The organism is uncultured Winogradskyella sp., from assembly GCF_947498005.1.
Taxonomy (GTDB): domain Bacteria; phylum Bacteroidota; class Bacteroidia; order Flavobacteriales; family Flavobacteriaceae; genus Winogradskyella.
Window position 1 is genome coordinate 290,758 of the sequence record NZ_CANMIW010000002.1, and the last position, 17,616, is coordinate 308,373.

General features: G+C 32.1%; 17 protein-coding genes. 2 read left to right on the plus strand and 15 right to left on the minus strand.

Features of this window, described 5'->3' with window-relative positions:
- Window positions 1–47 precede the first annotated feature (47 nt).
- Genes Q0891_RS04670 through Q0891_RS04680 form a run of 3 tightly spaced genes read right to left on the minus strand, consistent with a single transcriptional unit; the run spans window position 48 to window position 1,906 of the window.
- Window positions 48–593 (minus strand): sigma-70 family RNA polymerase sigma factor, encoded by a 546-nt coding sequence (locus Q0891_RS04670; protein ID WP_299099227.1) that lies wholly within the window; start codon window positions 591–593, stop codon window positions 48–50.
- A complete protein-coding gene (locus tag Q0891_RS04675; protein ID WP_299099229.1) occupies window positions 584–1,696 on the minus strand; it encodes a glycosyltransferase in 1,113 nt (370 codons plus the stop codon). The genes Q0891_RS04670 and Q0891_RS04675 overlap by 10 nt, the downstream gene beginning before the upstream one ends.
- Window positions 1,697–1,702: 6 nt before the next feature.
- Window positions 1,703–1,906, minus strand: coding sequence for a membrane or secreted protein (locus Q0891_RS04680; RefSeq protein ID WP_299099231.1), 204 nt, complete (start codon window positions 1,904–1,906; stop codon window positions 1,703–1,705).
- 132 nt (window positions 1,907–2,038) lie between these two features.
- Here Q0891_RS04680 and aqpZ point away from each other — a divergent pair, with 132 nt between their 5' ends.
- On the plus strand, window positions 2,039–2,725 hold the full coding sequence (gene aqpZ, locus Q0891_RS04685) for an aquaporin Z (protein WP_299099233.1): 687 nt from the start codon (window positions 2,039–2,041) through the stop codon (window positions 2,723–2,725).
- Between the two features lie 76 nt (window positions 2,726–2,801).
- Here aqpZ and Q0891_RS04690 read toward each other — a convergent pair whose 3' ends face one another.
- From Q0891_RS04690 to Q0891_RS04710, 5 genes are all read right to left on the minus strand, one after another.
- Window positions 2,802–3,590 carry an anti-sigma factor gene (locus Q0891_RS04690; RefSeq protein WP_299099235.1) on the minus strand — a complete coding sequence of 263 codons (789 nt, stop codon included), beginning with the start codon at window positions 3,588–3,590 and terminating at the stop codon, window positions 2,802–2,804.
- A 2-nt stretch (window positions 3,591–3,592) separates the two neighbouring features.
- Window positions 3,593–4,135, minus strand: a complete 543-nt coding sequence (locus tag Q0891_RS04695) for an RNA polymerase sigma factor (protein WP_299099237.1) — start codon at window positions 4,133–4,135, stop codon at window positions 3,593–3,595.
- 198 nt (window positions 4,136–4,333) lie between these two features.
- Window positions 4,334–5,347 (minus strand): UDP-N-acetylmuramate dehydrogenase, encoded by a 1,014-nt coding sequence (gene murB / locus Q0891_RS04700; RefSeq protein WP_299099239.1) that lies wholly within the window; start codon window positions 5,345–5,347, stop codon window positions 4,334–4,336.
- Window positions 5,347–6,537 (minus strand): pyridoxal phosphate-dependent aminotransferase, encoded by a 1,191-nt coding sequence (locus Q0891_RS04705; protein ID WP_299099241.1) that lies wholly within the window; start codon window positions 6,535–6,537, stop codon window positions 5,347–5,349. Before Q0891_RS04705 ends, murB begins: the two co-directional genes overlap by 1 nt.
- A 117-nt stretch (window positions 6,538–6,654) precedes the next feature.
- Window positions 6,655–7,080, minus strand: a complete 426-nt coding sequence (locus tag Q0891_RS04710) for a DUF1573 domain-containing protein (protein WP_299099243.1) — start codon at window positions 7,078–7,080, stop codon at window positions 6,655–6,657.
- 186 nt (window positions 7,081–7,266) lie between these two features.
- Between Q0891_RS04710 and Q0891_RS04715 the strand changes: the two genes are divergently transcribed.
- Entirely contained in the window at window positions 7,267–9,897 is a 2,631-nt protein-coding gene (locus tag Q0891_RS04715; RefSeq protein WP_299099245.1) for a valine--tRNA ligase, read from the plus strand.
- 39 nt (window positions 9,898–9,936) lie between these two features.
- Here the strand turns inward: Q0891_RS04715 and Q0891_RS04720 are convergent, their stop codons facing one another.
- The 7 genes from Q0891_RS04720 to purH all read right to left on the minus strand — a co-directional run bounded on the left by Q0891_RS04720 (window position 9,937) and on the right by purH (window position 17,579).
- Window positions 9,937–10,272: a hypothetical protein gene (locus Q0891_RS04720; protein ID WP_299099247.1), complete on the minus strand. Its 336-nt coding sequence runs from the start codon at window positions 10,270–10,272 to the stop codon at window positions 9,937–9,939.
- A 10-nt stretch (window positions 10,273–10,282) separates the two neighbouring features.
- Window positions 10,283–11,563 carry a rod shape-determining protein RodA gene (rodA, locus tag Q0891_RS04725; protein ID WP_299099249.1) on the minus strand — a complete coding sequence of 427 codons (1,281 nt, stop codon included), beginning with the start codon at window positions 11,561–11,563 and terminating at the stop codon, window positions 10,283–10,285.
- Window positions 11,563–13,500: a penicillin-binding protein 2 gene (gene mrdA / locus Q0891_RS04730; protein ID WP_299099251.1), complete on the minus strand. Its 1,938-nt coding sequence runs from the start codon at window positions 13,498–13,500 to the stop codon at window positions 11,563–11,565. Before mrdA ends, rodA begins: the two co-directional genes overlap by 1 nt.
- Window positions 13,497–14,003, minus strand: coding sequence for a rod shape-determining protein MreD (gene mreD, locus Q0891_RS04735; RefSeq protein WP_299099253.1), 507 nt, complete (start codon window positions 14,001–14,003; stop codon window positions 13,497–13,499). The genes mrdA and mreD overlap by 4 nt, the downstream gene beginning before the upstream one ends.
- On the minus strand, window positions 13,996–14,817 hold the full coding sequence (mreC, locus tag Q0891_RS04740) for a rod shape-determining protein MreC (protein WP_299099255.1): 822 nt from the start codon (window positions 14,815–14,817) through the stop codon (window positions 13,996–13,998). Before mreC ends, mreD begins: the two co-directional genes overlap by 8 nt.
- Window positions 14,818–14,827: 10 nt before the next feature.
- Complete coding sequence (locus tag Q0891_RS04745) at window positions 14,828–15,856, minus strand: rod shape-determining protein (RefSeq protein ID WP_092444594.1); 1,029 nt, start codon at window positions 15,854–15,856, stop codon at window positions 14,828–14,830.
- A gap of 193 nt (window positions 15,857–16,049) precedes the next feature.
- Window positions 16,050–17,579 carry a bifunctional phosphoribosylaminoimidazolecarboxamide formyltransferase/IMP cyclohydrolase gene (gene purH, locus Q0891_RS04750; protein WP_299099257.1) on the minus strand — a complete coding sequence of 510 codons (1,530 nt, stop codon included), beginning with the start codon at window positions 17,577–17,579 and terminating at the stop codon, window positions 16,050–16,052.
- Window positions 17,580–17,616: the final 37 nt, after the last annotated feature.

A 17,616-nucleotide genomic window follows, 5' to 3' on the forward strand; every position in this document is an offset into this window, starting at 1 on the left:
AACAAATACTACTTTTAACAATTTTTAGTTCTGTTTCTGTATAGAATTTATGCTTTAACAATAATGGCAGCAAGTAGTTTTTTTGCGCGTAAAAGTTTAACTTTTACGTTGTTGATAGGTTCTTTAAGTTCTTCAGAAATGTCCTTATAACTTAACTCCTGAAAATATCTAAGATTAATAACTTCTTGATAATGAGGTTTTAATTTTTTGATATCTCTAAGTAAATTTGCTAAATTTTGTTCTGTAATGATCTTATCTTCAGGTGTAGGAGAATCATCTACAATTTCAAAGTAATTCTCCTCATCATCTTTTGAGGTGTTTTTGATAGATTTTTTCTGTTTTCGAACTAAATCAATATGAAGGTTTTTAGATATGGTAATTAACCAAGTTTTAAATTTGAAAGCTTCGTTATACGTGTCAATTTTATCGAAAGCTTTAGAAAATGTTTGAATAGTAATGTCCTCAGCATCATTTTCATTTAATGTGCGTTTCAGTTGAAAAGCATAAACATCGTTCCAGTACGTATCTAGCAAAAATTTAAACGCGCTTTGTTCTTTATTTTTGGCTTTAGTAATGGCTTCTTTTATTTCCAATGTTTCGGTTTCGATATCTTATTAGCAATAAAGATACTTAATTGTGAAGTAATTAAAAACACTTCTAAAATAGGAGCTAAAAAAATAAGATCAGTTTCTTCGAGTTTTTTAGCTGTAAATCCTATGCAAAGCCATTGAATAATAAATCGAAGACCAATTAAACTTGCTGTCCATTGCCAAGGAAATGCCGTTAATAATAGAGTAATACCTAGTAGCCAAAACATAAGTTGCGATATGTAAAATACACCAAGTAGAAATTGATGTTTTACCTTATATAAACGAGCAGTACTGATATGTCTTCTTTTTTGAGTTATCCAAGTTTTAAAGGATGGCTTGGCTTCGGACACTGTGAAACTTTCTTTTGAAAAACATAAAGCTGTGTTCGATGAGGTTGCGACTTCATTGATAAATAAGTCATCATCACCAGATTTAATATTTATATGGTTGTTAAAACCGCGATTATTGAAAAATAATTCTTTTCTGTAAGCCATGTTTCTGCCAACTCCCATGTATGGTAATCCTAATTTTGCATAAGAGAAATACTGCATAGCAGTCATTACCGTTTCAAAACGTATAATTTTATTTAAAAACGAATATTTCTTTTTAGCGTAGGCACCATAACCTAAAACTATAGATTCTTTATTAGAAAAATGAGAACTTATATGAGAAAGCCAAAGGTTGGAAGTGGGTACACAATCTGCATCTGTAAATACTAAAAAGTCATTTGATGAGGCTTTAATACCTAAGGTTAATGCGTATTTTTTATTTCCCCAAAATGCTTCGTTACTTTTAACATCAACAATTTTTATGTTTGAGTTTTTAGAAGCAAAATTCTCCATGATTTCTAATGTGTTATCACTAGAACTATCATTTACTAGTACAATTTCGAAATTAGAATAATCTTGGTTTAATACGGATGGTAAGTTTTTTTCTAAATTTTGAGCTTCATTTTTGGCACAAATAATTACAGAAATAGGAATCTGTTTTTTTAAGCGAGTTTCTGATCGTTTTATTGCAAAAGAAAATAAAAAACAAGCGTAATAAACTACTTGAATTATAACTACTACAATAAATGCATAAAACAGTATTGTGATAAATGCCATTAAGGTTTAAGAATGTTGAGGTTCGCTACAATCTTGGTATTGATCAGGAGTTTTACCGCAAAAACCACAAGCTTCCCCTTCTTTATTTAGCATTGGGTTTTGACTTGCACACGTACCAGCAAATTCACCATCTTTTTTTGCCCATAATTTAATGGCAATTCCGGCTACACCTAGAGCTAATAAAGCAAGAGTAATTAATAGTAATTTCATTATTCTTCTAAATTTTGCACAAAGATAATACTTTTACTTTGAATCCTTATTGTTAAATTTTGTGACTTAACTTATTGATTTAGTGTCTTATTAGCATTAATCATTTTTTACTAACTAATTAATTTATCAATTATGAAAAAATTATTTGCAGAGTTCTTTGGAACTTTTTGGCTTGTTTTTGGAGGTTGTGGTAGTGCAATTTTTGCAGCCGGAATTCCAGAATTAGGTATTGGATTTGTAGGCGTTGCTCTAGCCTTTGGTTTAACAGTTTTAACTATGGCTTATGCTGTTGGTCATGTTTCAGGTGCACATTTTAATCCTGCAGTTTCTATAGGTCTTTGGGCTGGTGGAAAATTTGATGCCAAGGATTTGCCTGGTTATATTATTGCTCAAGTTATTGGAGCAATTGCAGCTGCTGGAGTTTTGTATTTAATTATTTCTGGTAAATCAGGATTTGATGGTGTAGGTGGTTTTGCTGCTAATGGATATGGTGAGTTGTCGCCAGATGGTTATAATATGGTTTCTGCTTTAATAGCCGAATTTGTATTAACGGCATTTTTCCTTTTGGTTATTTTAGGAAGTACGTATCCTAAAGCACCTAAAGGTTTTGCTGGTATTGCTATTGGTTTAGCTTTAGTCTTAATTCATTTAATTAGTATACCAATAACAAATACGTCTGTAAATCCGGCGAGATCTTTAAGTCAAGCGATTTATGCAGATGGAGCTTATTTATCTCAAGTATGGTTATTCTGGGTTGCGCCTATTGCTGGTGCAATTGCTGGTGGTTTAATACACAAAACTTTATTTTCTAAAGATTAGGTGCTAAGAATTATAAACAAAAAGAGGCGCAATATTTATTGCGCCTCTTTTTGTTGTTATTTATAAATTAAAACTTCTATTGATTTTTTAATGATACTTCTGCAACTTCAGTATCTGTTTCAATTGTATCATCTTTAGATTTAATCTTTATGCTCAATGCTAGTGCATCTTCCATATATGGAATTTGCTTTAACTTACGGTCAGACTCATCTAATATACCTAAGTTAACCATTTTGTCTTGCATTTCTGCCCAAATCTCATAGTGCTGCTCTTCTGGTAATTGTGGTAGAGAGATAACATCAATCATTGACGTTTTTTCAATAGGATTAATATAAGCAACCGTTTTTAAGTCTTTTGCACGATCATTTCCTGTAATTAAATATTTTTTAGAATCAGGATTGTTTAATTTTAATAATTCTCTAGATAATTGATCTAGCTTAGAGTTATTAGTTTCTATATCACTTCGTAAGTCATAAATTTCATCAACAACAACATTGTTTTCGTTGTTTAATTGCATGTTCTTTTGATATAACATAAATGATGTCGCAGCAAATAATACCGCAGCTGCACTTGCTGCAATACTATACCAAGGCGTTTTTCTGCTCTGTACTAAATTGATAACTTTAGTATCATTCGTTTCTTCTAATGACTCTAATATATCTCCTAAAATATCATGAGGCACTTCTGTAGCACCTGCTTTTGCAATGATTTCTAAATTATCTTGAAGTTTTTCATAAGCATCTGAAGCTTCAGGATAGTTTGAAATAAAGTGTTCAACTTCTTTAGATTCTTCCAAAGAAGTATCTCCAACTAAATACTTATTTAGTAAGTTGGAGTTTAAAAAAGTATGTAATTTTTTTTCCATGATTAACTATTTTCGGGATCGTAAACTTTCTTTAATTCACGTAACCCTATTTTTAATCTAGACTTTATTGTACCAAGCGGAATTTCTAGTTCGTCACTAGCTTCTTGCTGTGTCATCCCTTGAAAAAACAAGGCATCTAACACTATTTGGTATTTTTCTTCTAGTCGCCCAACATGTTCCTTTATGTCCATTACATCTTGGTTTAAATTAGATGTTGGTAGGATATATACGTTAGAAGTTTCAATTTGGACTTCTTTTTGAAAACGATTATTAAAACTTCTTAGTTTATCTATTGCTGTATTTCTTGCTATACGGAACAGCCAAGTAAATAATTTTGCCTTAGAAGGATCGTATTTTCCGGCGTTTTTCCAAACTTTAATAAAGGTTTCTTGTAGAGCATCTTGTGCTACTTCCTCATTAATTGTTATTTTTATAATAACACCATATAAGCTATTTGAATAGTTTTCGTAAAGTAAATTTAATGCACGCTTATCTCCTTTCTGAAGTAAAGTGATTATTTTTTTCTCTATTGGTGTTATACTCAAAGTGTTAAAGTTTGTTTTTTTTGTTTCTAAAACATCCAAATTGGATTTCTAAACGTAAATATAATTAAATACACCTTATATAGGTGCCCTCAATATATTTTTAGAATAGTTTTATCTTCATAAAAGTTTGATTAATAGCATATTCAAAAAAAAATTATTCTAGATTCAAAAGTCCCAATCCAAATTGGGACTTTTGTATTATATAATATTGACCTCTGTTTCTATTGTAATACTAAATAGTCTTTTTACTGTTTTTTTAATCAACAATGCGAGTTCAAAAATTTCTTTTCCTGTAGCATTTCCATAGTTAACTAATACTAAGGCCTGTTTATTATGCACACCATAGTCATTGAAGCGTTTTCCCTTGAAGCCTGCTTTTTCTATGAGCCATCCAGCAGGAACTTTAATAGCATCTTCAGATATTTTATAGGAAGGAACTTCTGGGAAATTGCGTTCTATTATAGCGAATTCCTTAGCAGTAATAATTGGGTTTTTAAAAAAACTACCACTATTACCAATCTCTTTTGGATCTGGTAGTTTGCTTTGTCTTATGGCAATAACAGCATCTGAAATATTTTTAATCGTTGGGTTAATTACACCCTTTCGCTCTAACTCATTAAGAATAACACCATAATCTGTATGCAATTGATGATTGTTGGTAGTTAATTCTAAATTGACGCTAGTAATTACATATTCTCCTTTTAAATCTTGTTTAAAAATAGATTCTCTGTAATCAAAATTACATTCAGACTTTAAAAAGGTGCGTTTAGATTGGTCTTTAATATTTATAGCTTCACAACTATGAAAAACATCTTTTAGTTCAACACCATAGGCGCCAATATTTTGAATAGGTGCAGTGCCAATATTTCCAGGTATTAACGATAGGTTTTCTATACCGCCAAAGTTGTGCTCTAAACACCAAAGAACAAAGTTGTGCCAGTTTTCACCAGCCATAGCCTTAATCATTACTTTTTTTTCTGATGTCGTAACAACTTCAATACCTTTTAAATTAATATGAAGCACTAAAGCGTCAATATCTTTAGTTAATAACATATTGCTACCACCACCAAGAACAAACAACGGATTGTTATGATGTTGTCTTAATATTTCAGTAAGTTGATCAATAGAAGTTATATCGCAATACGATTGCGCTTTAGCTTCTATGCCAAATGTATTGAATGATTTTAAGGAAGCATTTTTTATAATGGTCATTAGTCTTTGTAAACTTTTAAAGCTTCTTTTAAAATTTCAACTGAAGTTCTTAAACTATCCTCATTAAGTACATATGCAATTCTTATTTGATTTAAACCTACGCCTGGCGTTGAGTAGAAACCAGCTGCTGGTGCAACCATAACTGTATTGTTCTTATAATGAAAAGACTGTAAGAGCCATTTAGCAAAATCATCAGAATTTTTTACTGGCAATTCAGCGATACAATAAAATGCTCCATTAGGTTTGGCCACTTTTACACCTTCAATTTTTTCTAATTCTTCAATTAAAATATTTCTACGCTTAACGTATTCTTCCTTAACATCGTCAAAATAACTTTGCGGAGTATCTAGAGCAGCTTCACTTGCAATTTGGGCTAGTGTAGGAGGACTAAGTCTCGCTTGCGCAAATTTTAGAGCAGTCTTTATAAATTCTTTGTTTTTTGAAACTAAATATCCAATACGTGCACCACACATACTATAACGCTTAGAAACAGAATCAATTATGATTGCATGCGCCTCTAGTCCTGGCTCTTGTAGTATTGAGTAATGTTCTACACCATCATACACAAACTCTCTATAAACTTCGTCTGCAATTAAAAATAAATCATGCTTTTTTACTATTGCTGCTAATTGTTTAATCTCAGCTTTAGAATATAAATAACCTGTAGGATTTCCTGGGTTACAAATTAAAATAGCTTTTGTTTTTGGGGTGATTAATTTTTCAAATTCTTCAATAGGAGGTAAGGCGAAATTGTTTTCAATTTTAGAAATTACAGGTACAACATTTACGCTTGATGCTGTTGAGAACCCATTGTAATTTGCATAAAATGGTTCTGGTATTATAATTTCATCATCCTCATCCATTATACTACCAAAAGCAAATAATAGTGCTTCACTTCCTCCAGTAGTGACTATGATATCGTTATGCGAAACTTCAATCTCGTTACGCTTGTAATAATTAGCAATTTTTACTCTATAGGCTTCAGAACCTTCAGAACGTGAATATGCTAAAATATCTAATGAATGTGTTTTTACAGCATCTAAAGCTACGGCAGGTGTTTTAATATCTGGTTGACCTATATTAAGATAGTAAACTGTTTTTCCACTTTTATGCGCTTCTTCAGCATATGGTACCAATTTTCTAATAGGTGATTCGGGCATTTTGATACCCTTGTTTGAAATTTTTGGCATTTGGTTTGAATTTTAGGATGCTAAGTTCTGAAAAATCTAATGTAAATTAGGATAATTTTTCAAAAAAAAAGAGTCCTCAAAATGAGAACTCTCTTCATATAATTTTTTAGAGTTTAATTATTCTTCAATAATACTTTTACTCTTCTTTTCTAAAACACTTGTTTTATTTGCTTCTACAACCATTCCTTTAATTCTAAGTGCAACCGTTTTTGGTTCTGCATTAGTCGTTATAGTAATCGTTTTAGCAATTTTATTAAGATTATTAGTATTATATTTTACTATAATTTCTCCAGTTTCTCCTGGTAAAATTGGCTCTTTTGGCCAGCTAGGAACTGTACAACCGCAAGTAGATTTTGCATTTTCTATAATAAGTGGTGCATCACCTGTGTTTGTAAATTCAAATGTTCTTTTTCCGTCAGCACCTTTTTCTATTGTGCCATAATCGATAACATTAGTCTTAAATTCTATTTTCGGTTTTGCGTCTTGCGCATAAGTCGCAAAACTAATAAGGCTAACAAATAATACTGCTATTAAATTTTTCATCATTTTATTTTTAAAATTGATTATTCAAAACTAGTTACTTTTTAGTTCCAATCAAAATTTATTAGACGTAATACATACCATTTAACAGAATTTATGGTTTTTCAACCCATATTGTTACGCTAATAATTTTTCGAAATAGGAATTATAAGTACTTTTGTCAGTTATATTACAAAAACGATACCAAACATGGAAATTCCATCAAAATATAATGCCTTGTCAGTAGAAAGTAAATGGTACAACTACTGGATGGAGCACAACTATTTTCACTCTACACCAGATGATAGAGAACCTTACACCATTGTAATTCCGCCACCAAACGTAACAGGGATTTTGCACATGGGACATATGTTAAATAATACCATTCAAGATGTGTTAATTAGACGTGCACGTTTGTTAGGTAAAAACGCATGTTGGGTTCCTGGTACAGATCACGCTTCTATTGCTACAGAAGCCAAAGTTGTTGCTAAATTAAAGGCACAAGGCATCGATAAAAATGATTTAACTAGAGAAGAATTTTTAGAGCACGCTTGGGAATGGACAGAAGAATATGGAGGCGTAATCTTAGAGCAGTTAAAGAAATTAGGTTGTTCTTGTGATTGGGACAGAACAAAATTTACAATGGACGACGATATGTCTGAAGCTGTAATTAAGGTTTTTGTTGATTTATATAACAAAGGCTTAATTTATAGAGGCTACCGCATGGTAAATTGGGATCCAGAAGCCAAAACTACGTTATCTGATGAAGAAGTAATCCATGTTGAAAAACAGGGTTTATTATATTATTTGGAATATAAAATTGAAGGTAGCGATGAAAAATTAACCATTGCAACCACAAGACCAGAAACTATTTTTGGAGATTCTGCTATTTGTATCAATCCAAATGATGAACGCTTTACGCATTTAAAAGGTAAGAAGGCGATTGTGCCAATTTGTGGACGTGTTATTCCTATTATTGAAGATGAATATGTTGATGTTGAATTTGGTACAGGTTGTTTAAAAGTAACACCAGCTCACGATGAAAACGATAAAGTTTTAGGCGACAAACACAATTTAGAAGTTATAGATATCTTTAATGAAGATGCTAGTTTAAATAGCTTTGGATTACAGTTTGAAGGTCAAGATCGTTTTATAGCCAGAAAAGCAGTCGCGAAAGCATTAGAAGAAGCCGGAATTTTAGTAAAAACTGAAAACCACCTTAATAAAGTAGGAACATCAGAACGTACAAAGGCAGTTATAGAACCAAGATTAAGCGATCAATGGTTTTTAAAAATGGAAGATTTAGCAAAACCTGCAATTGATGCTGTATTAAAAACTGGCGATGTAAAATTATTTCCAAAGAAATTTGAAAACACCTATCGTCATTGGATGGAGAATATTCGCGATTGGAATATCTCACGTCAATTACTTTGGGGACAACAGATTCCTGCGTATTTCTATGGCGATGGAAAAGAAGATTTTGTAGTTGCTGAGTCTATTGAAGACGCGTTAAAATTAGCAATAGAGAAAACAGGCAACCAACAACTAACAACTAGTAACTTAAAACAAGATACTGATGCGTTAGATACTTGGTTCTCATCTTGGCTTTGGCCAATGAGTGTTTTTGATGGCATTAGAAACCCTGAAAACGACGAAATAAAATATTATTACCCAACAAATGATTTGGTAACTGGTCCAGATATTTTATTCTTTTGGGTAGCACGTATGATTGTTGCTGGTTACGAATATAAAGACGAAAAGCCTTTTGAAAATGTGTATTTAACTGGTTTGGTTAGAGATAAACAAAGGCGAAAAATGTCTAAATCTTTAGGGAATTCGCCAGATGCTTTAAAATTAATTGAAGATTATAGCGCAGATGGTGTTAGAGTAGGATTGTTGTTAAGCTCTGCAGCCGGAAACGATTTAATGTTTGATGAAGCCCTTTGCCAACAAGGAAAAGGTTTAGGGAATAAAATTTGGTCTGCATTTTACCTGACTAATTTATGGGAAGTGGCAGATATTGAACAACCACAATCCAGTGCAATAGCAATTGAGTGGTTTGCTTCTAAATTTCAGAAAGTATTAATTGAAATCGAAGATCACTTTAGTAAATACAGATTGTCTGATGCTTTAATGGCTATTTATAAATTGGTGTATGACGATTTCGCCTCTTGGTTGTTAGAGATCGTAAAACCAGCATATCAGCAGCCTATAGATTCAAAAACCTATAATGCTGTTATGGCGATTTTTGAAGATATCCTAAAAGTGGTTCATCCATTTATGCCATTTATTACTGAAGAAATATGGCAATCGATTAGTGAACGAACACCAGATGACGCGTTAATCGTTTCAACATGGCCAGAAGCAAGACCAGTTAATGAGGCTTTGATTTCTGAATTTGAATTTGCAACGGAAGTTATTTCAGGAATTAGAAACATAAGAAAACAAAAGAATATCGCTTTTAAAGATGCCATTGGTTTTTCTGTTGTAAATAATGAAAATGTAAATACAACATTTGATGCTGTAATTTCTAAATTAGGAAACCTAGAAAGTTTCGATTATGTAATCGAAGCTGTAGAAGGTGCTTTAACGTATAGAGTAAAATCTAATGAATACTTTATTCCTATGGAAGGCAGTATAGATGTTGAAGCTGAAATTAAGAAGCTAACCGAAGAATTAAGTTATACTGAAGGTTTCTTAAAATCTGTTCAAAAGAAGTTATCTAATGAACGTTTTGTTGCAGGTGCACCAGAACAAGTTGTCGCTTCAGAGAAAAAGAAAGAAGCTGATGCTTTGGCTAAGATTGAAACTTTAAATGCTAGTTTAGCTAGTTTAAAGTAATATTTACAACCTACAAGGTTTCTAAAATCTTGTAGGTTTTTATTTTATCACTTCTTTGTCTAAAAATATTATACTGTATCTTGGCTTTCTCGCTGAGATATTTACTTTAAAATATCTATTGACGTAATTATTGTTAGAACCTCTATCTATAGATAAAGTATTTTGATATGATTTTCCTTCAAAACTGTATTCATATCTAATTTTAGGATGAAGTTTTGCTGTTCGATATTGTTTAATGACTTTACCAACTACTTCTATTTTGTGATTTTTAATTTCTGTTTCTTCGTAATGAGTATTTAATTGGAAAAAGAAATAACCAAAAGTAATTAAACAGAATAATATTAAAATAAAAGATTTTGAAATTGGTTTATCCATTTCTATCAGTTTACCACTCATTTATCTTATTACTATCGAGCTTCACAAAAATAAAGAGCAGAATAGTAAAACCCCAAAGTCCGGAGCCACCATAGCTAAAAAAGGGTAGTGGAATACCAACAGTTGGTATTAAACCCATTACCATACCAATGTTAATGGTAAAGTGAACAAATAGAATGGCCGCAACGCTATAGCCATAAACTCGACTAAATTGTGATTTTTGAGCTTCAGCCAAATAAAGAATTCTAATAATTAAAAACACAAATGTTATAACGACAAAGCTAGTGCCTAAAAATCCCCATTCTTCACCTACTGTACTAAAAATATAATCTGTTTCTTGTTCAGGAACAAACTTTCCGGTTGTTCTAGTGCCTTCTAAAAATCCTTTTCCGGAAAAACCTCCTGAACTTATGGCTTGTTCCGATTGAATAAGGTTATAGGCTTCAGATTTTTTCATTCGTTCTAGCTTAGCAGGATCTTTTTCTAATCGAAGCCAAAGACTAATTCTGTTTTGTTGATGCGGTTTTATACCATGTTCATAGAACAATTTTACACCGTAAGAAAAGGCAATACTTATCAGTAAAACTAATATATATTGTAAAATAGAACCACGTTTTTTCTTTCTGAAAAAATAGACACTGATTAAGACAATTGAGACTATAATAGCCGTAATTAAGATTCCAAATTTAAGACCAAGTACAGCAAGAATAATTAAGGAAAGTCCAATAATTAAATAGATTTGCTGCAAACCTTCTCTGTAGAAGACAAAGAAAAATGCCAAATATACAATGGTACTACCTGCATCATTTTGAAGTAAAATTAATAAAGCAGGAAAGAATATAATAGCTGTTACACGCAACTGATCTTTTATGGTTTGCATATTAGTCTGTAAATCGCTTATATACTTAGCTACTGCAAGTGCTGTAGCGAATTTAGCGAATTCACTAGGTTGAATGGTCATGCTGCCAATTCCATACCATGAGCGCGCTCCATTAACGTCTTTACCAAATATAAAAAGACCAATTAAGGCCAGAATGGCGACTAAATAGATGATACTCGCAAACCGTTCGTAAAATTTTGCTTCAAAAGATAGAATAAGGATAACCAAAACAAAAGTTAATCCTAAAAACACAAGCTGTTTTCCATAAAGTTGGGTTGTGTCAAAGTAATTGGTAACTTCTCCAACATGAGATGCTGATAAAATATTGAGATACCCAAAACCCACCAGCAACAAAAAAAGAATGATGATAATCCAATCGAACTTAAAACCTCTATGATTTTCTCTTAACATTAATAATTCAAGTTTTGAAGTTCAGAATTGGTATTAATAGAATATTCATCAATTACTTGAAGCGTGGTTTCTCCGTTAATTTTAAAAGGCTCGCCAGAATAAGGCTTTTTATATTCGTTTTCTAGGCTATGCGTTAAAATCCACTTTTCTAAGTCTGTTCTTGTAATGTGACCTTTTATGTATTTTTCAATCATTAAACTTGCCATTCGTCCTGCAAATCGACTTCCCCAATATCCGTTTTCAACAAAAACAGCAATTGCAATTTTAGGGTTATCTTTTGGTGCAAAAGCGACGAAAATTGAATGGTCAGTTAGTTGTGTCTTAACACTATCTATTTTAATAAAATTCTCTGCTGTACCAGTTTTACCACAGATATCAATACCAGGAATTCGTAGTGATTGCGCTGTTCCTTTGTTATAAACATCAAACATACCTTCTATAACGGGTTCAAAATGACGTTTATCAATAGTGGTATGGTTAGGTGTTTTAAACTTTTTAGGAATAGTATCGCCTTCAATATTTTTAATGATGTGTGGCGTGTAGTAATATCCACGATTTCCTATCGCAGCTGCCATATTTGCTAATTGAATTGGAGTTGCTTCTACTTCGCCTTGTCCAATAGCATTAGAAACGATGTAAGTAGATCCCCAACGATTATCGCCATATTGTCTATCATAATAATCGCCATCAGGAATTCTTCCTTTTCTTCCTACGGATAAATCATTGTTGAGATAATTACCTAAACCAAAACTTTTTGCATGATCAGACCAAATATTCATGCCTTTACCTGCATCATCATATTTGTCTACAATGCGTCGGTAAACATTTACAAAATAGGCATTACAAGATTGTGCAATTCCTGCATTCATATCTACAGGGCTCCTATGATGGTGGCAACCTGTGAGTCGTCTACTTCCGTAATAATAGCCCATTCTACAAGTGAACTTGTCGCCAACATCTACTACATCTTCTTGTAAGCCAATTAAAGCATTTATAACTTTAAAAGGTGAACCTGGAGGATACTGTGCTTGTAAACCTCTATCAAAGGTTGGCATGTTGATCGTATCTCTAAATAGTCGGCTAAAATTCTTGTTTCGTTCTCTTCCTACTAATAAATTTGGATTATAACTTGGCCCAGTCACCATTGCTAATATTTCGCCACTTTGAGGATCAATAGCAACAATACCGCCACGTTTATGTTTCATAAGAAGTTCACCATAGGCTTGTAAATCTGAATCAATGGTAATAGTGATATCTTTTCCTGGTTTTGGTAATGTATCATAAATACCATCTTTGTATGGACCAATATTTTTATTATGTCTATCTTTTTGAATAAATTTTATTCCCTTTACACCACGCAAAACATCTTCGTAAGATAATTCTATACCTTGCTTTCCAATAAGATCTCCTAATTTGTAATACGGTTGACGTTTAATTATTCTACGGTTAACTTCACCAAGATCTCCAAGTACATTAGCTCCAATGCTAGTTTGATAAAATCTAAGGGATCGTTTTTGAATATAGAAGCCTTCAAATTTTCTCATTTTTTCCTGAAGAACAGCATAGTCTGTTTTAGAAAGTTGAGGTACAAAAGGTGAAGGTAGTCGAGGGGAATAGTTTCGAGCTTTGTTTAATTTTTTAGCGTATTCTTCTTTCGTGATTTTTAATAATCCGCAAAATTCTTCAAGTTCTAAAGAGTCTAAAGGAGATACTTCTCTCGGAATCACCATGACATCGTATGATGGTTGATTGGCGACTAGTAATTTCCCATTTCTGTCATACACATAACCTCTTTTTGGGTAATTGTAAACTTTTCTAATAGCTGTGTCTTCAAAAATATTATATGTAGAACTATTATAAACTTGGAGATAAAATAAGCGCGCAATAAAAACTAGACCAACAAGTAAAACAGTTGCTAGAAGTAATAATTTTCTCATTTCTTATTTCGGCTAAATAGAATTATAATCAATACACTAAGTATTATTGTAAAAATACTAGAAAATAACGTCTTTTTTAGAACTAAAAGTATGTTGGAAATGTTAAAAATTTCGAGAGAGAATAATATTAAATGATGTATTAATGTACCTAAAGTAAGATAAGTAATAAGGCTGCCAATGTCTGTAGTACTAAATTTGATACTCTGATGTTCGTAAAGCATACCAAAGGAACTTTTCAATAGAACTGGTCTGGCATATGCTAGAGATACTGCAGCCGCTGCATGAACACCTCCTGAGTCTGAGAACAAGTCAACTAACATACCTAGTATAAAACTAGATAATAATAAAACCAGTCTTTCATCTCTTATAGGAAAAAGGAAAATAAATATGATATAAATATAAGGATTGATATACCCAAAAAGATTAATCTGATTACATATCACTACTTGTACTAAAAGTAGCACTATAAACCGGATAGCATTAATACCTAGAACACTATTCATTGCTGCTGTTTTCTAAGTTAATAATTTCTGGTCGATTTAGATTTTCTAAAATGTATATGGTTCCAAGGTTAGTCATGTCATTAAACAATTTAACCTGTATAGTGTAAGTGTCTCCACTAATATCACTTTCAAAACTTGAAATACTACCAATACCAATTCCTTTAGGGAAAATAGAGGATTGACCACCAGTTTCTATGGTGTCACCTATTTTAACTGGTGCATATTGCGATACATCTTCTAATTGAACAAAATTTGGCGACTTGCTATCCCAAGTTAATGAGCCGATATGATTAGATGTTTTAAGCTTAGCATTTATTCTGCTTTTAGCATTTAAAATAGATAATACAGTTGCGTAGTTATTAGAAGTGTTATCAATGATGCCAATAATACCGTTTGATGTTATAACTCCAAAATCTTCTTTTATACTGTCATTTTTACCTTTGTCTATGGTTAGAATATTGTTTGGCAGAGCGTAACTATTTTTATATACATCAGCAATAGTCACTTTATATTTACCTTTTGTATTTGTGCTATCAATAAAAGTAGAATCTGTTTGCACGTTTAGATTAAGTAATTGTTCTCTTAATCGTTTGTTTTCCTCAGCAAGGGTGTTATTTTCTGTTTTTAAATTGAAATATTGATCCACAGAATTCATGGTACCATAAACTCCACCAGTTAAAAAGTTGGCAGAATTTATAAATTTACTCCTGTGGTAAGAATGCGATTGAATGGTAAGAGCTAAGGCAATACTAAAAAGCAATAAAAACAACAGAAATGTTTTGTTTCGTATAACAAAATTGAAAATTTGTTGCATTATTTATGGCTTATTTAATCAATACGCTTTTGTATTTAGGTAAGTTTTTAAGTACAATACCTGTACCTCTTACTACGGCTCTTAATGGATCTTCAGCGATATAAACAGGTAAATCTGTCTTTTGTGATAAACGTTTATCTAAACCTCTTAACATAGATCCTCCACCAGCTAAATAAATACCAGTATTATAAATATCTGCAGCCAATTCGGGAGGCGTTTGAGATAATGTTTCCATAACAGAATCTTCAATTCTAAGAATAGATTTGTCTAATGCTTTTGCAATTTCACGGAATGAGATTTGAACCTGCTTAGGTTTTCCCGTCAATAAATCACGACCTTGAACGCTCATATCTTCTGGAGGTAATTCTAAATCTTCAGTTGCGGCGCCTATTTGTATTTTAATTTTTTCTGCAGTTCTATCACCAACATATAAGTTATGTTGAGTTCTCATGTAATAAATAATATCGTTTGTAAATACATCACCTGCTACTTTTACAGATTTGTCACAAACAATGCCACCAAGAGCAATCACTGCAATTTCAGTAGTTCCACCACCTATATCTACAATCATATTTCCTTTTGGTTGCATAATGTCTACTCCAATACCAATAGCTGCTGCCATTGGTTCGTGAATTAAATAGACTTCCTTACCATTAACACGTTCACAAGATTCTTTTACTGCTCGCATTTCAACTTCTGTAATACCTGAAGGAATACAAACAACCATACGCAAAGCCGGATTAAAGAATTTCTTCTTTAAAGCTGGTATGTTTTTAATAAACATACTAATCATTTGCTCAGAAGCATCGAAATCTGCAATTACACCATCTTTTAATGGACGAATTGTCTTAATGTTTTCGTGCGTTTTTCCTTGCATCATGTTGGCTTCTTTACCAACGGCTATGATTTTTCCGCTAATGCGGTCTCTTGCTACTATAGATGGATTATCTACAACTACTTTGTCATTGTGGATAATCAATGTATTTGCGGTTCCTAAATCTATGGCTATTTCTTCCGTTAGGAAATCAAAAAATCCCATGTGCTATACTTAATTATTTGGGTTATTCCTGTCTTTATATTAAGACTATCTGTAAAAGTAGTAAAATATACGTTATTTATACCTTTATAGATGTTTAAAGCAAGAATTTTTTTCTTAGTTATTTTGAATGCTAAAAAACTAGTAACCAAGATTTCTACTGTACCGAAATTATTTCGGTACAGTAGAAAGAAGTTTAATGTTTAAAATGACGTGTTCCTGTAAAGACCATTGCCACATTATTATCATTACAATAGTTAATGCTTAACTCATCTTTAATAGAGCCACCTGGTTGAATTACAGCTGTAATACCTGCGTTATCTGCTATTTCTACACAATCTGGAAAAGGGAAAAATGCATCACTGGCCATTACAGCTCCTTTTAAATCAAAATTAAATGATTGTGCTTTGTGAATGGCTTGGTTTAAAGCATCAACTCTACTTGTTTGTCCTGTGCCACTTGCACACAATTGTTTTCCTTTTACAAGTACAATGGTATTAGATTTTGTATGCTTACAAATTTTTGAAGCGAAAATAAGGTCATCTAGTTCGTTAGAGCTAGCTGTAGTTTTAGTAACTGATTTTAAACCTTCTAAAGTATCTGTTACGTTATTTCTGTCTTGAACTAAAACACCATTTAAACAACTTCTTACATTCGTTTTTGGCATTTCAATATCTTGAAGAATTAAAAGAATTCTATTTTTCTTTCCTTTTAAAATTTCTAAAGCTTCAGGAGAGAAAGAAGGCGCAATTACGACTTCACAAAATAACTTATGAATTTCTTCTGCTGTTGCTAAATCAATTTCAGAATTACTGATTAAAACACCTCCAAAAGCAGAAACCGGATCACCAGCTAATGCATCTACATAAGCTTGGTGTATTGTATCGCGTTGTGCTAATCCACATGCATTGTTGTGTTTTAAAACAGCGAATGTTGGTGCATCGTTTTTAAATTCTAACATTAAATTTACAGCTGCATCAACATCTAAAAGGTTATTATAACTTAATTCTTTACCATGTAGTTTAGTGAAAATCTCATCAAAATCTCCAAAGAAAAATCCTTTTTGATGTGGGTTTTCGCCATATCTAAGTACTTTTCCTTTTGTTTCAGAAATTTTTAAAGAAGGGATTTCATGATTTTTATTGAAGTAATTAAAAATAGCGGAATCATAATGAGAGGAAACATTAAAAGCCTTAGCAGCAAATTGTTTTCTATCTTCTTCAGAAGTTACACCATTTTTTGTTTCCAATAAATCTAAAAATTCAGCATAATCATCTACAGAGGATACGCATGTAACATCTGCATAATTTTTAGCTGCAGCTCTAATTAAAGAAATACCTCCAATATCAATTTTTTCAATAATATCTTGGTTGCCTGCGCCAGAAGCTACTGTTTTTTCAAATGGATATAAATCCACAATTACAACATCAATTTGCGGAATATCAAATTCTTTTAATTCGGCAACATCACCATCGTGGTTTTGACGATTTAAAATGCCTCCAAAAACTTTTGGATGTAATGTTTTTACTCTACCACCAAGTATAGAAGGGTAAGAGGTTACGTCTTCTACAGGTACCACGTCGATTCCTAAATCTTTAATGAATTTTTCGGTTCCTCCAGTAGAATAAATTGTGACGTTGAGATCGTTTAATTTTTTTACAATTGGTGCTAATCCATCTTTACTAAAAACTGAAATTAGTGCCGATGAAATGGTTTTGTTACTCATAATGTTGTGTTGTGTTTTAGATGTGGCAAAAATACGT

What these genes read in the sequence shown, in the direction of transcription:
- murB (WP_299099239.1), bottom strand. Translation starts at nt 5,347, where the DNA reads ATGACCATTATAAAAAATGCTTCCTTAAAATCATTCAATACATTTGGC.
- Q0891_RS04715 (WP_299099245.1), top strand. Translation starts at nt 7,267, where the DNA reads ATGGAAATTCCATCAAAATATAATGCCTTGTCAGTAGAAAGTAAATGG.
- Q0891_RS04680 (WP_299099231.1), bottom strand. Translation starts at nt 1,906, where the DNA reads ATGAAATTACTATTAATTACTCTTGCTTTATTAGCTCTAGGTGTAGCC.
- rodA (WP_299099249.1), bottom strand. Translation starts at nt 11,563, where the DNA reads ATGTTAAGAGAAAATCATAGAGGTTTTAAGTTCGATTGGATTATCATC.
- Q0891_RS04745 (WP_092444594.1), bottom strand. Translation starts at nt 15,856, where the DNA reads ATGGGATTTTTTGATTTCCTAACGGAAGAAATAGCCATAGATTTAGGA.
- Q0891_RS04705 (WP_299099241.1), bottom strand. Translation starts at nt 6,537, where the DNA reads ATGCCAAAAATTTCAAACAAGGGTATCAAAATGCCCGAATCACCTATT.
- Q0891_RS04675 (WP_299099229.1), bottom strand. Translation starts at nt 1,696, where the DNA reads ATGGCATTTATCACAATACTGTTTTATGCATTTATTGTAGTAGTTATA.
- Q0891_RS04690 (WP_299099235.1), bottom strand. Translation starts at nt 3,590, where the DNA reads ATGGAAAAAAAATTACATACTTTTTTAAACTCCAACTTACTAAATAAG.
- mrdA (WP_299099251.1), bottom strand. Translation starts at nt 13,500, where the DNA reads ATGAGAAAATTATTACTTCTAGCAACTGTTTTACTTGTTGGTCTAGTT.
- mreC (WP_299099255.1), bottom strand. Translation starts at nt 14,817, where the DNA reads ATGCAACAAATTTTCAATTTTGTTATACGAAACAAAACATTTCTGTTG.
- aqpZ (WP_299099233.1), top strand. Translation starts at nt 2,039, where the DNA reads ATGAAAAAATTATTTGCAGAGTTCTTTGGAACTTTTTGGCTTGTTTTT.
- purH (WP_299099257.1), bottom strand. Translation starts at nt 17,579, where the DNA reads ATGAGTAACAAAACCATTTCATCGGCACTAATTTCAGTTTTTAGTAAA.
- Q0891_RS04710 (WP_299099243.1), bottom strand. Translation starts at nt 7,080, where the DNA reads ATGAAAAATTTAATAGCAGTATTATTTGTTAGCCTTATTAGTTTTGCG.
- Q0891_RS04720 (WP_299099247.1), bottom strand. Translation starts at nt 10,272, where the DNA reads ATGGATAAACCAATTTCAAAATCTTTTATTTTAATATTATTCTGTTTA.
- mreD (WP_299099253.1), bottom strand. Translation starts at nt 14,003, where the DNA reads ATGAATAGTGTTCTAGGTATTAATGCTATCCGGTTTATAGTGCTACTT.